This is a genomic window from Leifsonia naganoensis (assembly GCF_013410615.1).
GTDB classification, from domain to species: Bacteria; Actinomycetota; Actinomycetes; order Actinomycetales; family Microbacteriaceae; genus Leifsonia; species Leifsonia aquatica.
In genome coordinates, this window is the sequence record NZ_JACCHJ010000001.1 from 2,106,122 (window position 1) to 2,119,395 (window position 13,274).

Sequence of the window (13,274 nt, forward strand, 5' to 3'; positions counted from 1 at the left end):
CAGTACGCTTGCGGCCGCAGTTTAGCGGCGTCGGTACGGCCAGGGGAAGAGTTTCTGAGAAATTCTCATGTTCAAATTCGGAGCTCGAACGGTGGCCCGTCGCGCCTCCGGTCTCGTGAGCACGGCCACGTTGTCGGTGCGTTGCTCGATGGAGCCGCCTCCGCGGGGGAGACGCAGAACGTCGGGGTCGGTGATGCCGTCGAGAAGCTGGGTCGCGATGGCCGGGTCCGGGTGCAGGTGCGGGCGGTCCCAGAACGGGACGAGCGCCGTCTCCACCGCGGTCAGGCCGAGCGCATTCTGCCGGTCGAGGAGGAGTTGGAGGGCATCGCCGAGTCCGCGATGTCTCGTCGCGAGATTGCGCGCGTCCAGCACCGCGGCGATCGATCCGCCGACGGGCCCCGCGTTCGGCAAGTACGCGAATGCCGAGCCGAACCACTTCGCGTACGGCGGCCAGGTGCGCTCGAGCAGGAACGCCAGGTGCATCGCGACCTGGGACAGCCGGGCCGCGACGATGCGTGAGCCGGTGTCGTCGCCGACCTCCGCCGCCCGGGCCATCAGCGGCAGTTCCTGCGCGATCCGCTCCCAGTCGCTGGCCAGGACATACCGCCACAGGTCGTCCGGGTACCAGGCCAGCGCTCGGCGAACGGCTCCGAGCTCGCCGGCCGGGTCCGCGAAGACCGCGCCGGCCGTCACCTCGAGCGCGGCCTGGCCGGACACCGACAGCCAGTCGTGCACGTCGATGCCGTCGCGCGGGTCGAATCCCAGCCGGGCGACGGCGAACTCCCTCACCGATGTCACCTCGACGTGATGGCGCACGAGACTCTCGCCGGTGAAGGCGAACCGGGCGGGGAGCCCGCGGAAGGTGTCCGAGAGGTCGTCGTTGAGCAGCGCAGAGACGTCTCCGACCGCATCGGCGGGCACGAAGAGGCTCAGCCGGAGGCCCCAGTCGTGGTCGCGGGAGACGTCGTCGTCGAAGCCGAGGACATCCGAGCCGGTCCCGAGCCGCCCGGCGCCGAAGCGGAGGCGGGGGAGCGACGCCGAGAGGAGGGGTGCGACCACGTCGTCGAAGAACGCGCGCGACAGCGAGACTCCCGTCGCAGCGTCATCCGGCACGTCGGCTCCGCGGTCCATGGGCCAGCGGGTCTCAGGCCTCGCGCACGTACGACGTCAGCTCGGGGCCCGGGTAGAGGACGCCGTTGACGATCGCCCGGATGGCGAACTCGCTGGCGCCGGCGAGGTCGACGTCGGAGGGCTCGAGGAGCCACTGGAGCTGGAGTCCGTCCATGACGGCGAGGATGGAGGCCGCTGCCTTGTCGACCGACTGGGGGTCGGCGACACCCTCCTGCACGCACAGCTCCCGGAAGGCGTCGTCGATCTCGCGGCGGAGCGTCCGGTAGCGGTCCTCGAAGTAGCTCCGGGCCGGGTGCTCGTCGGTGACCGACTCGGCGGAGAGCACGGTGTACACCTGCACGATGCCGGGGCGCTGCGCATTGCGGAGGGCTGTGCCGACCAGGTGCATGAAGAGTTCCGGGCCGCCCGGGATGTGGCGGTCGGCCAGGTGCGCGACATCGTCCTGGTCGCGGAACTCGATGACCTCGAGGAGCAGGTTCTGCTTGGAGCCGAAGTGGTGCAGCACGCCGGCGTGGGTCATCCCGACCTGCTCGGCGATGTCGGCGAGGGTGCCGTTCGTGGAGCCCTTGGTGCCGAAGACCTCGACCGCGGCTCGCAGGATCTCCTTGCGCTTGCGCTCGGTCTCAGGGCGCGGATTGGCCGTGCCGGCGGTGGTGGCCATCCCGCATCTTCTTTCGCTCGTTGTTGCGTGGCAGCTTACCACCCAGTAACCTCACGCTAACTTGCTTTCTGACCAGTAAGCAAGTTATGTTCACCACACACCCTGCACCACCTGGCACAAGGACTGTGCCGTCACGAAGGAGAAGCAATGAGGCTTAGGAAGTTCTTGATCGCGGGCTCCGCGGTCGTCGCCATCAGTGCGATGGCCCTCACGGGATGCTCGAGCAGCGGATCGAACGCATCGAGCGGATCGGGCGGATCGATCACCGTCGCGAAGCCGGACGGCGCGGCCGTGCTGGCGACGCAGATCAACAACCCGTTCATCGCGACCGGCTCCGGCCAGTCGCTCGGCTACAACCGGATGATCTTCGAGCCGCTGGCCATGGTCAACCCGGTCGGCAAGAACGAGACCACCCCGTGGCTCGCGTCGAAGGTCGAGTGGAACTCCGACTACACGCAGCTCACGGTCACGCCCCGCGAGGGCGTCAAGTGGAGCGACGGCAAGCCGTTCACGGCCGACGACATCGTCTTCACCTTCAACCTCATCAAGAGCACCCCCGCCCTCGACCTGGCCGGGCTGAAGCTCGCCGACGTCAAGAAGGACGGCGGCAACGTGGTCCTCAGCTTCACGGAGTCGAAGTTCGTCAAGCAGGGCGACGTGCTGCAGACCGCCATCGTGCCCGAGCACCAGTGGAAGAGCATCTCCGACCCGACGAAGGACGCGGTCAAGGACGCGGTCGGCACCGGCCCGTACACGATCAAGACCTTCTCCTCGCAGGGCGTCGTGCTCAAGGCCCGCACCGACTACTGGGGCGGCAAGGTCCCGGTGGGCGAGCTCAAGTACCTCGAGTACAACGACAACACCGGCCTCCTCCGCGGTCTGCAGAACGGCGAGACCGACTGGGCGCAGATCTTCATCACGGACTACCAGAAGAACTACGTCGACAAGGACCCGAAGCACAACGTCTTCTGGGGCGCCAACGTGCTGAGCCCGGACATGATCCTGGTCAACACGACCAAGGCCCCGTTCGACAACGTGGCGTTCCGCAAGGCCGTCAACATGGTCGTCGACCGCAAGGCGCACGCCGAGAAGGCGCGCAGCAACGCCGGACCCGAGCTCAAGAACGTGACGGGCATCCCGCAGCCGACCGGTGACCAGTACATCGCGCCGGACTACAAGGACCAGAACTTCAAGATCGACGTCGACGGCGCCAAGAAGGTCCTCACCGACGCCGGCTACACCTGGAAGGACGGCGCCCTGATCGACCCGTCCGGCAACCCGGTCTCCTTCACCCTCCAGGACCCGCAGGGCTGGAACGACTACGTCACCGGCATCCAGCTGGTCGCCACGCAGGTGAAGAACACGCTCGGCGCCGACGCCAAGGTCGCCACCCCCGACGCCGACACCTGGACCACCAACGTGGCGACGGGCAACTTCGACGCCGTGCTGCACTGGACCGGCTCCGGCTCGAACCCGTGGCACATCTACGACGACGTCATGAACGGCGCCTACCTCGACCAGGCCGCCGACGGCAAGGTCGCCGACAACTTCGGGCGCTACAACAACCCGGAGGCGACCGCCCTCCTCAAGGAGTACGCGCAGGCGTCCGACGACACGGCCCGCAAGGCCGCTCTCGACAAGATCCAGAAGATCTTCGTCGAGGACGTCCCGGCCATCGCGATCGGCACCCACCCGCAGCTCGCCGAGTACAACACGCGCAAGTACACCGGGTGGCCGAGCGAGAGCGACCAGTACGCGACCGCCGACCCGACCCAGCCCTCTGCCGTGCAGGTGATCATGAAGCTGAAGCCCGCGAGCAAGTAATCCCCCACCTGCGTCCGGGGCGGAAGACGGTTTCGACCCCCTTCCGCCCCGGACGTTTCGCGGTCAGCAGGAAAGCGACGAACTCATGACAGACACCCTTCTCTCGGTGCGCGACTTCTCGGTCGTGTACGACGTGGATCCCCCGGTCCGGGCGGTCAAGAACGTCACCCTCGACATCAAGCGCGGCGAGATCGTCGGTCTCGCCGGCGAGAGCGGATGCGGCAAGACCACCCTGGCCTACGGGGTGCAGCGCCTCCTCCGTCCCCCGGCGGTCATCACCGACGGCAGCGTCGTCTTCCACGACAAGAGCGGCGACGACGTCGACATCAACGCCCTCGGCGTCGAGCAGATGCGCCGGTTCCGCTGGGACAAGATCTCCATGGTCTTCCAGGGCGCGATGAACGCCCTCAACCCGGTGGCGACCATCGGCTCGCAGCTCGAGGACGTCTTCGAAGTGCACCGGCCCGACATGAACCGCACCGAACGCCGCAAGGCGGTCGTCGAGCTCCTGGAGATCGTGAAGGTCGGCGGCCAGCGCCTCCGCTCCTATCCCCACGAGCTGTCCGGCGGCATGCGCCAGCGCGTCATGATCGCCATGGCGCTCGCGCTCCGGCCGCAGCTCATGGTGATGGACGAGCCAACGACCGCGCTCGACGTGCTCGTGCAGCGCGAGATCCTGCGGCAGATCTCGCAGCTCCGCCACGAGTTCGGCTTCTCCGTCGTCTTCATCACCCACGACCTCCCCCTGCTGCTGGAGATCAGCGACCGCATCGCGATCATGCGCGAGGGCGAGATCATCGAGCTGGCCACGGCCGAGCGGATCTGGAACGACCCGCAGCACGAGTACACGCGCAAGCTGCTCGCCTCCTTCCCGCGCCTGACCGGAGAGAGAGGAGTGGTCGCGCGATGACGACCCTCGAATTCAAGAACGTCACCAAGATCTACAACGTCCGCGGCTCCGGGCAGCTCAAGGCCCTCGACGATGTGAGCTTCACGCTCGGCTCGCACCAGACGCTCGGTCTGGTCGGGCAGTCGGGCAGCGGCAAGTCGACGATCGCGAAGATCCTGACCCAGCTGGAGACGCCGACGCGCGGCGAGATCCTGCTCGACGGCGCTCCGATCCCGCGCGGCGGACGAGGCCTGCGGCGGTACCGCCAGCAGCTGCGGATGGTGTTCCAGGACCCGTTCGCGTCGCTGAACCCGTCCCACTCGATCCGCCACCACATCGAGCGCCCGCTGCGCCTCGACAACGTCGTCCCCAAGCGCGAGGTCGACGACGAGGTGCGGCGCCTGCTGCTCCGCGTGCGCCTCGACGCCGACGCCGTCATCGACCGCCGCCCGCACGAGCTCTCGGGAGGCCAGCGCCAGCGCGTGGCCATCGCCCGCGCGCTCGCCTCGCGTCCGGCGCTGCTGGTCGCCGACGAGCCCGTCTCGATGCTCGACGTGTCGATCCGCCTCGGCGTGCTCAACCTGCTCGCCGACCTCCAGCGGGAGGAAGGGCTCGGCGTCCTCTACATCACCCACGACCTGGCCACGGCCCGGCACTTCAGCGACGAGATCATGGTGCTCAACCAGGGCAAGGTCGTCGAGCGCGGCACGGCCGACGACGTCATCCTGCGCCCGCAGGACCCATACACGCGCGAGCTGCGCGCCGCTTCGCCCGACCCCGAGAAGCACTTCCGGGAACTGTCGGCACAGACCTCGGGAGGTGCGCTGTGAGCGCCGAATCGCAGGCCCCCGTCGATCCGACCCTCGTCGGCACGACCGCCACCGGCACGGAGCGCCGCCGCACGCGGGTCCCGTGGCGCTTCATCGGCGGTCGGGTGGCCTTCTACCTGTTCACCCTGTGGGCCGCCATCACCGTGAACTTCTTCCTGCCCCGCCTGATGAAGGGCGACGCGGTCGACTCGTTCATGGCGCGGAGCCAGGGTCAGCTGACGCCTGACGCCGAGAAGGCGCTGCGCGCGCTCTTCGGCCTGGACAAGTCGGTGCCGCTCTGGGACCAGTACATCAACTACTGGAACATGCTCCTGCACGGCAACCTGGGCATCTCGATCTCCACCGGCATGGCGCCGGTGGGCGACGCGATCGCCTCGGCGCTGCCCTGGACCCTCGGGCTCGTCGGCGTCGCCACGATCATCTCGTTCGTCATCGGCACCGGCCTCGGCGCCATCATCGGCTGGAAGCGCGGGAGCCGCCTCGACCTGTTCGTGCCGGTCACGACCTTCCTCGGCACCATCCCGTACTTCTGGCTCGGCCTGATCTTCATCGCGATCTTCTCGACGACGCTCGGCTGGTTCCCCGCCGGCCACGCCTACGAGGTCGGCGTCGACCCGGGCTGGAACGCGGAGTTCATCTCCGAGGTCGTCTCGCACGCCGTCCTCCCGGTGCTGACCATCGTGGTCGTCTCGCTCGGCGGGTGGGTGCTCGGCATGCGCAACATGATGCTGACCGTGCTCGACGAGGACTACATCACGGTCGCGCAGGCCAAGGGCATGCCGAACCGCCGCGTGCTGTGGCGCTACGCCGCCCGCAACGCGGTGCTCCCGCAGATCCAGAGCTTCGCGCTCGCCCTCGGCTTCATCGTCGGCGGCACGCTGGTGATGGAGATGGTCTTCTCCTACCCCGGCATCGGCCTGCTGCTGCTCAACGCGACCAACGCGAAGGACTACGCGCTGATGCAGGGCATCTTCCTCGTCCTCGTCCTGGCCGTGCTGGTCGCGAACATCATCGCCGACATCGCCTACGCCATCCTCGACCCGCGCACCCGTCAGACGGAGGCCTGATCATGACAACCCCCGCCGAGAAGACCGTCCCCGCCGAGAGCGCACCGGCGCTCGCGCACCACGTGGGCGTCGGCGCCCCCGAGACCGCAGCAGTGCTGGCCGGTCGGCCGCAGAACGCTCCCGAGCACGCTCCGGAGCGGAAGACCTTCTGGTCGCAGCTCAAGGTCTCGCTCGCGATGTTCAGCAACCCGAAGTCCGCCACGGGCCTCATCATCCTCGGGGTGTTCATCCTCGTCGCGATCTTCGCGCCGCTGATCGCCCCGTACGACCCCCAGGCGCAGAACCTCGACGAGACCCTGCAGCCGCCGTCGTTCCAGCACCTCCTGGGCACGACCCACATCGGCCAGGACGTCTTCAGCCAGCTCGTCTACGGGACCCGCGGCGTGCTCGTCGTCGGCTTCCTGGCGACGATCATGGCGACCATCGTCGCGATCGCCGTCGGTGTGACCGCCGGCTACCTGCGCGGCTGGAAGAGCGAGGCGCTGTCGGCACTGTCGAACGTGTTCCTCGTCATCCCCGGCCTCCCGCTGATGATCATCATCGCGTCGCAGTTCGAGGACCCGCCGCTGGTCGTCATCGCCGCCGTGCTCGGTCTCACCGGCTGGGCGTGGGGAGCGCGCGTCCTGCGTGCGCAGACCATGTCGTTGCGCAACCGGGACTTCATCCAGGCCGCCCGCGCCAACGGCGAGCCGCTCTACCGCATCATCCTGGTGGAGATGCTGCCGAACCTGATGGCGCTCATCGCCTCCAGCTTCGTCGGCACGATGACGGCCGCCGTCCTGGGTCTGACGACCCTGGCGTTCATCGGCGTCATCCCGGTGTCGAACCTCAACTGGGGCACCGTCCTGTTCTGGGCGCAGCAGAACAACGCGTTCCCGGACTACTGGTGGTGGTACGTCCCCGCCGGTCTCTGCATCGCGATCCTGGGCGTGGCGCTCTCGCTCGTCAACTTCGGCATCGACGAGTACGTCAACCCGCGCCTGCGCTCCGCCGGCGAGCGCGCCCGCGCGATGAAGAAGAAGGGTCTCAACATCAACGCGACCGTCACGCAGGTGCGCACGGGGTCGTCGGCTCCGTCGTCCCCCGGCTCCACGTCCACCACCTCCCCGTCGAACGGGCCCGCGGCGGAAGGCGCCACTGAATGACATCCACACTGCCCATCACGGACGCCACGCGGACCGGCACCCTCCCCTACCAGGACCCGTCGCTCACGACGGCGGAGCGCGTCCGGGACCTGCTCGGCCGCATGACCGTGGAGGAGAAGGTGGGGCAGATGCTCCAGCTCGACGCGCGGGACGACCTGCAGGACCACATCCTGCGACGTCACGTCGGGTCGATCCTGCACACGTCGCCCGAGCGCATCCTGGAGGCGAACCGGCTCACGGCCGAGACGCGCCTGCGGATCCCGCTGCTCGTCGGCGAGGACTGCATCCACGGGCACTCCTTCTGGCCCGGCGCCACGATCTACCCGACCCAGCTCGGCCTCGCCGCGTCGTGGGATGCGGAACTGATCGAGCGCGTCGCCCGCGCCACGGCCGAAGAGGTCGCGGTGACCGGTGTGCACTGGACGTTCTCGCCCGTGCTGTGCATCGCCCGCGACCTGCGCTGGGGCCGGGTCAGCGAGACGTTCGGCGAGGACCCGTTCCTCATCGGCGAGCTCGCGAGCGCCATGGTCCGCGGTTACCAGGGCGACGGCCTCGACGACCCGACCGCGATCCTCGCGACCGCGAAGCACTTCGCCGGGTACTCCGAGACGCAGGGCGGCCGCGACGCGAGCGAGGCCGACATCTCCCGGCGCAAGCTCCGCAGCTGGTTCCTGCCGCCGTTCGAGCGCGTGGCCCGCGAGGGCTGCCGCACCTTCATGCTCGGCTACCAGAGCACCGACGGCGTGCCGATCACGGTCAACGACTGGCTGCTCAGCGAGGTGCTGCGCGGCGAGTGGGGGTACACCGGCACCCTCATCACCGACTGGGACAACGTGGGCCGCATGGTCTGGGAGCAGAAGGTCCAGCCCGACTACGCGCACGCGGCCGCCGCGGCCGTGAAGGCCGGCAACGACATGGTCATGACCACTCCTCTCTTCTATGAGGGAGCGCTGGAGGCCGTCGCCCGGGGGCTGCTCGCCGACGACGACTTCGACGCCGCGGTCGGGCGCATCCTGACGCTCAAGTTCGACCTCGGCCTCTTCGAGGACCCGCGCCTTCCCGCACACGACCTCGACACCGTGGTCGGCAGCGCGGAGCACGCCGCCCTCAATCTCGAGGTCGCGCGCCGCTCGCTCGTGCTGCTGGAGAACGACGGGACGCTGCCGCTGGCGGCCTCCGCGTCGGCGCCCGCCCCCGTGCGCGTCGCGCTGGTCGGCTCGCTCGCCGACGACGCGCAGACGCAGCTGGGCGACTGGGCCGGCGGGTCCGGCCAGGCCGGCTGGCTGGACGGCCAGCCGCGCGAGATGATCACGACGGTGCTCGACGGGCTCCGCGCGACGGAGGGCGTCAGCGTGCAGTACGCCCGCGGCGCCGACATCCTCACCCTCGAGGACGACCCCAACGGCCGCACGTTCCCGGACGGCCAGCCGCGTCCGCCGGTCGTGGTGCCCTGCGCGCCCGATCAGCAGCTGATCGACGAGGCCGTGGCCGCCGCCGAGCAGTCGGATGTCGTGGTCGCCGTGGTCGGCGACCGCATCGAGCTCGTCGGCGAGGGCCGCTCCACGGCGACCCTCGAACTGATCGGCGGCCAGAACGCGCTGCTCGACGCCCTGATCGCGACCGGGAAGCCCGTCGTCGTGATCCTGCTCGCGTCGAAGCCGCTCGTCCTGCCTCCCTCGACCGCGCAGGCGGCTGCCGTGATCTGGGCCGCGAACCCGGGCATGCTCGGCGGCCAGGCGCTGGCCGAGCTCCTTACCGGCCGCATCGAGCCGTCGGGGCGCCTGCCGATCTCCTTCGCCCGCCACGTCGGCCAGCAGCCGACGTACTACAACCAGATCCGCGGTCAGCACGGCGACCGCTACGCCGACCTCACCCAGGCACCCGCCTGGGCGTTCGGCCAGGGGCTCTCGTACACGACCGTCGAGTACGCCGATCTCTCGCTCACGCGCACCGAGCTCGGCGCCGGAGACGACATCGTCGCCGAGGTCACGGTGAGCAACACCGGCGACCGTCCGGTGCGCGAGACCGTGCAGGTCTACGTGCGCGACGCGGTCACCAGCGTGAGCTGGGCCGACCGGGAGCTGAAGGCGTACCGCCAGGTCGATCTCGCGCGGGGGGAGTCCGCTCGCGTGGTGCTGACGCTTCCCGTCGCCGACTGCACGATCGTGGATGCGGCCGCCGTCCGCCGCGTGGAGCCCGGCGCGTTCGAGCTGCTCGTCGGCTCGTCGTCGCGCACCGAGGATCTGCTGGCTGCAGGATTCGAGGTGCGGTGAGCGGCATCCCGATAAGCTGACCTCGTGCTTCTCTCCGATCGCGACATCAAGGCCGAGCTCGGCGCCGGACGGATCGGCCTGGAGCCGTTCGACGCCTCGATGGTGCAGCCGTCGAGCATCGACGTGCGGCTGGACCGGTTCTTCCGGTTGTTCGACAACCACAAGTACCCGTTCATCGACCCGTCGGAGGATCAGCCCGAGCTGACGCGCTTCGTCGAGGTGGAGGCGGACCAGCCGTTCATCCTGCACCCCGGCGAGTTCGTGCTCGGGTCGACGTACGAGCTGGTGTCCCTGCCCGACGACGTCGCCGCGCGGCTGGAGGGCAAGAGCTCGCTCGGTCGCCTCGGCCTGCTGACGCACTCGACCGCCGGGTTCATCGACCCCGGGTTCTCGGGGCACGTGACGCTCGAGCTCAGCAACGTCGCCACCCTCCCGATCAAGCTCTGGCCGGGCATGAAGATCGGCCAGATGTGCTTCTTCCGGCTCACCTCGCCGGCGGAGAAGCCCTACGGGTCGAGCGAGTACAGCTCCCGCTACCAGGGCCAGCGCGGGCCGACGGCCTCGCGCTCGTTCCTGAACTTCCACCGGACCGACGTGTCCGCCACCGAGGCCGGGCGTCCGTCCAGCTGACCCACGACCCGAGAGGCGCCCCATGAGCGAGACGACCGACGCCGAGTTCGCGAGCGCGCTGATCGCGACGGGGCCGACTCCCGTGCGCCGCAGCGGATGCACCTCTTCGGTCAGCTGGTCGGCAGCTGGCGCGCCGAGTGCCGGTTCCTCGACGAGGAGTCCGGAGCCTGGAGCGAGTTCACCACCGACTGGCTGTTCGCCTACACGCTGGGCGGACGCGCGGTCCAGGATGTGCTGGTCGCGCCGACCGCGGCCGACCCCTCCCGCATGGAGTCCAAGGGCACCACCATCCGCGTGTACGACCCGGTGCTGGGCGCGTGGCGGGTGAGCTGGTTCGGCGCCGTCGCCGGTGACTTCTGCACCCTCGTCGCCTCCGGCCACCGCGACGGGATCCGCCAGGACGGAACGCAGACCGACGGCCGCCCGATCCGCTGGAACTTCTCCGCCATCACCGCCGACTCCTTCGAGTGGGACGGCTGGGTCTCCGACGACGAGGGCCGCACCTGGTGGCTGGAGCAGCACATCACCGCCACGCGCACCGGGTAGGTGCGGCGCCGCGCCCGCTGCCGGGTCTACGAATCCATCCGTCACAACACGCCGCCGCGCAGGCGCGCGCGCGGCATGTTGCGACCACTGGATCGCCCCTCCCATCCACCTGTCACAACACGCCGCCGCGCAGGCGCCCGCACGGCGTGTTGCGACCACTGGATGCGGCGTCAGTTCCCTACGCCACCCACGCCGCGGTCGCCCCGGTGACGGCCGAGCCGTCGAGGTCGGCCAGCTTGATTCCGACGAAGGCACGCGCGGCGTCGGAGGTCTGCACACGGAACGGCGGCTCCGCCTCCGTCAGCACCCGCTCGATGACGGCGGCGACTTCGGCGGGCTGCTGCGCCGCGGCGAAGGCGCCGGCGGTGCGCTCCAGGTAGGCGGCGAGCTGCGGGGCGTAGGGTCCGGCGTCCGCGAGGGCGGCATCCCGGCCCTCGGTCGCGTTGGCGACGAACTCGCTCGCGACGGCGCCCGGCTCGACGACGATCACCGCGACGCCCTGGGCGGCGGCGACCGGGTGGAGGCTCTCCATGAAGCCTTCGACGGCGAACTTGGCCGCGCAGTACGCGTCGTTGAAGGGCTGGCCGATGATGCCGCCGACGCTCGACACCGTCACCACGCGCCCGCCGGAGGCGCGCAGCGCGGGCAGCGCCGCCTGCGTGAGCTGCACGACTCCGAAGAAGTTGACCTCCATCGCGGCGCGGACGCGGTCGATGCCCATCGTCTCGGCGGTGCCGAGGGCGGCGGCGCCGGCGTTGTTGACCAGGGCGTCGAGGCGACCGCGCTCCGCCACCACCTGCTCGACGAGTGCCGTCGACGCCGCCCCGTCGGTCACATCCAGCGCCCGGATGTCGAGGGACACCCCGGCGGTGGTCGCGGCGTCGCGGAGCCGGTCCGCCCGGGAGACGTCGCGGACGGTGGCGACGACATCCCAGCCACCGCGGGCGAGGGCGACCGCGGTCTCGAGTCCGATGCCGGTGGAGGTGCCGGTGACGAGGGCGACGGGAGTGCTGGAGGAGGAGTTCATGGTCTCAGCATGCTCCTTGAAGTGCGCTCGAAGTCAAACCGTGGGCGGTCTCCCGCCCCGACGCTGTGCGCACGAAAGTATTCGGCCGCGGGCATACCCCAGACGTGAGTTATCCACAGGGAATTTCACAAGTGGAAAATATGAGCCGTTCTCACAGCTGACCCGAAGGTTCGCCGTCCGGATCGGCGTATAGGGCCGGCAACTGGAGGGTGAGCCAGGGGCTGAACGCCCACGGCGTCGCCTCCACGGCCGAGAGCAGCGTGCGCGGGTCGACCCATTCCCACTCGGCGACTTCGTCGGCCGCCGGGGAGAGCGGCGAGGCCACGGTGGCGGTGTAGACGGGGCAGATCTCGTACTCGACGATGCCGGACGCGTCGACCGCCCGGTAGCGGAAGTCGGGGAGCGCGACGATCACGTTCTCGATCGTCGTGCCGAGCTCGTCGGCGGCGCGACGGGCGACGGCATCCTCCATCGTCTCGCCCGGGCCGGGATGCCCGCAGAACGAGTTCGTCCAGACGCCGGGCCAGGTGGCCTTGCCGAGTGCGCGACGGGTGACGAGGATGCGGCCCTCGCCGTCGAAGAGGTGGCAGGAGAACGCCAGGTGCAGCGGCGTCTCGGTGGTGTGCACGGTGGCCTTGTCGGCCGTCCCGATCGGCGTCCCGTCCTCGGCCAGCAGTACGACCTCTTCACGGGATGGCGTCATGCGTCCATCCTAGGCGCGGGTGCGGCGAGGGGAACCGGGACCGAGCCGGGTGGCGGTCCGCTCACGCCGGCGGGGTGGCCGCCATGTGGTCGCGCATCGGCACGAGGTTCTGCAGCGGCGCGAAGTACCCGAATCGTGGCAGGTCGAACACCACCCCGCGCACACCCGACTCGGCGAAGGAGGCGAGCCACTCGATCGCGCCGGGAAGCGGGACCGAGAGCACCTTCGAGGCGGCGTCCTCGTCCAGCCCCGCGCTCAATGCGCCTTCCTGCGCGCGCCCGAGGGTGGTGAAGGCGAAGACCATCGGCCCCGCGTCCAGCTCGCCCACGAATGGGGTCGGGGCGTCGTCCGTCCCGCGCGCGATGAACGCCCAGCTCGGCAGCGCGTAGACCGCGCGCCAGAGGCCGTCCATGGCCGCGAAGCTGTCTGGTGCATTCCGAAGCGCCTCGGCTGCGGCGTCGATCGCGGCGACCTGATCGTCGGTCGGTTGCATCGGTCCTCCCCCTGGTCCGGTGCATCCACCCTAACCGCGAAGCGCGTGATGCGAC

At 69.7% G+C, this 13,274-nt stretch carries 13 protein-coding genes; 8 read left to right on the forward strand and 5 right to left on the reverse strand.

The window, feature by feature from the left end; all coding sequences use genetic code 11:
* Positions 1 to 21: 21 nt before the first annotated feature.
* Complete coding sequence (locus HNR14_RS10250) at positions 22 to 1,113, reverse strand: DUF4037 domain-containing protein (protein WP_343064456.1); 1,092 nt, start codon at positions 1,111 to 1,113, stop codon at positions 22 to 24.
* A 31-nt stretch (positions 1,114 to 1,144) separates the two neighbouring features.
* Positions 1,145 to 1,792 carry a TetR/AcrR family transcriptional regulator gene (locus HNR14_RS10255; RefSeq protein ID WP_179700955.1) on the reverse strand — a complete coding sequence of 216 codons (648 nt, stop codon included), beginning with the start codon at positions 1,790 to 1,792 and terminating at the stop codon, positions 1,145 to 1,147.
* Between the two features lie 147 nt (positions 1,793 to 1,939).
* Here HNR14_RS10255 and HNR14_RS10260 point away from each other — a divergent pair, with 147 nt between their 5' ends.
* From HNR14_RS10260 to HNR14_RS10295, 8 genes are all read left to right on the forward strand, one after another.
* Complete coding sequence (locus HNR14_RS10260; protein WP_179700956.1) at positions 1,940 to 3,616, forward strand: ABC transporter substrate-binding protein; 1,677 nt, start codon at positions 1,940 to 1,942, stop codon at positions 3,614 to 3,616.
* An 85-nt stretch (positions 3,617 to 3,701) separates the two neighbouring features.
* Entirely contained in the window at positions 3,702 to 4,526 is an 825-nt protein-coding gene (locus HNR14_RS10265; protein WP_021763498.1) for an ABC transporter ATP-binding protein, read from the forward strand.
* Positions 4,523 to 5,335, forward strand: coding sequence for an ABC transporter ATP-binding protein (locus HNR14_RS10270; RefSeq protein ID WP_021763499.1), 813 nt, complete (start codon positions 4,523 to 4,525; stop codon positions 5,333 to 5,335). Before HNR14_RS10265 ends, HNR14_RS10270 begins: the two co-directional genes overlap by 4 nt.
* Complete coding sequence (locus HNR14_RS10275; RefSeq protein WP_021763500.1) at positions 5,332 to 6,402, forward strand: ABC transporter permease; 1,071 nt, start codon at positions 5,332 to 5,334, stop codon at positions 6,400 to 6,402. The genes HNR14_RS10270 and HNR14_RS10275 overlap by 4 nt, the downstream gene beginning before the upstream one ends.
* Before the next feature lie 2 nt (positions 6,403 to 6,404).
* A complete protein-coding gene (locus HNR14_RS10280) occupies positions 6,405 to 7,547 on the forward strand; it encodes an ABC transporter permease (RefSeq protein ID WP_179700957.1) in 1,143 nt (380 codons plus the stop codon).
* Positions 7,544 to 9,820: an exo-beta-d-1,3/1,6-glucosidase gene (locus HNR14_RS10285; RefSeq protein ID WP_179700958.1), complete on the forward strand. Its 2,277-nt coding sequence runs from the start codon at positions 7,544 to 7,546 to the stop codon at positions 9,818 to 9,820. Before HNR14_RS10280 ends, HNR14_RS10285 begins: the two co-directional genes overlap by 4 nt.
* A 24-nt stretch (positions 9,821 to 9,844) precedes the next feature.
* Entirely contained in the window at positions 9,845 to 10,450 is a 606-nt protein-coding gene (gene dcd, locus HNR14_RS10290; protein ID WP_021764114.1) for a dCTP deaminase, read from the forward strand.
* Positions 10,451 to 10,546: 96 nt separating this feature from the next.
* Positions 10,547 to 10,996, forward strand: a complete 450-nt coding sequence (locus tag HNR14_RS10295; RefSeq protein ID WP_246311557.1) for a hypothetical protein — start codon at positions 10,547 to 10,549, stop codon at positions 10,994 to 10,996.
* Between the two features lie 178 nt (positions 10,997 to 11,174).
* On the opposite strand, the gene HNR14_RS10300 is transcribed toward HNR14_RS10295, so the two are convergent.
* From HNR14_RS10300 to HNR14_RS10310, 3 genes are all read right to left on the reverse strand, one after another.
* Positions 11,175 to 12,023 (reverse strand): SDR family oxidoreductase, encoded by an 849-nt coding sequence (locus HNR14_RS10300; RefSeq protein ID WP_179700959.1) that lies wholly within the window; start codon positions 12,021 to 12,023, stop codon positions 11,175 to 11,177.
* 151 nt (positions 12,024 to 12,174) lie between these two features.
* Positions 12,175 to 12,726 (reverse strand): isopentenyl-diphosphate Delta-isomerase, encoded by a 552-nt coding sequence (idi, locus tag HNR14_RS10305; protein ID WP_179700960.1) that lies wholly within the window; start codon positions 12,724 to 12,726, stop codon positions 12,175 to 12,177.
* A gap of 61 nt (positions 12,727 to 12,787) precedes the next feature.
* On the reverse strand, positions 12,788 to 13,219 hold the full coding sequence (locus HNR14_RS10310; protein WP_179700961.1) for a hypothetical protein: 432 nt from the start codon (positions 13,217 to 13,219) through the stop codon (positions 12,788 to 12,790).
* Positions 13,220 to 13,274 lie beyond the last annotated feature (55 nt).

Bases quoted from the DNA above. Each gene is read 5' to 3' on its own strand.
- HNR14_RS10255 (WP_179700955.1), bottom strand. From the start codon at position 1,792: ATGGCCACCACCGCCGGCACGGCCAATCCGCGCCCTGAGACCGAGCGC.
- HNR14_RS10260 (WP_179700956.1), top strand. From the start codon at position 1,940: ATGAGGCTTAGGAAGTTCTTGATCGCGGGCTCCGCGGTCGTCGCCATC.
- HNR14_RS10265 (WP_021763498.1), top strand. From the start codon at position 3,702: ATGACAGACACCCTTCTCTCGGTGCGCGACTTCTCGGTCGTGTACGAC.
- HNR14_RS10270 (WP_021763499.1), top strand. From the start codon at position 4,523: ATGACGACCCTCGAATTCAAGAACGTCACCAAGATCTACAACGTCCGC.
- HNR14_RS10280 (WP_179700957.1), top strand. From the start codon at position 6,405: ATGACAACCCCCGCCGAGAAGACCGTCCCCGCCGAGAGCGCACCGGCG.
- HNR14_RS10285 (WP_179700958.1), top strand. From the start codon at position 7,544: ATGACATCCACACTGCCCATCACGGACGCCACGCGGACCGGCACCCTC.
- HNR14_RS10295 (WP_246311557.1), top strand. From the start codon at position 10,547: ATGCACCTCTTCGGTCAGCTGGTCGGCAGCTGGCGCGCCGAGTGCCGG.
- HNR14_RS10300 (WP_179700959.1), bottom strand. From the start codon at position 12,023: ATGAACTCCTCCTCCAGCACTCCCGTCGCCCTCGTCACCGGCACCTCC.
- idi (WP_179700960.1), bottom strand. From the start codon at position 12,726: ATGACGCCATCCCGTGAAGAGGTCGTACTGCTGGCCGAGGACGGGACG.
- HNR14_RS10310 (WP_179700961.1), bottom strand. From the start codon at position 13,219: ATGCAACCGACCGACGATCAGGTCGCCGCGATCGACGCCGCAGCCGAG.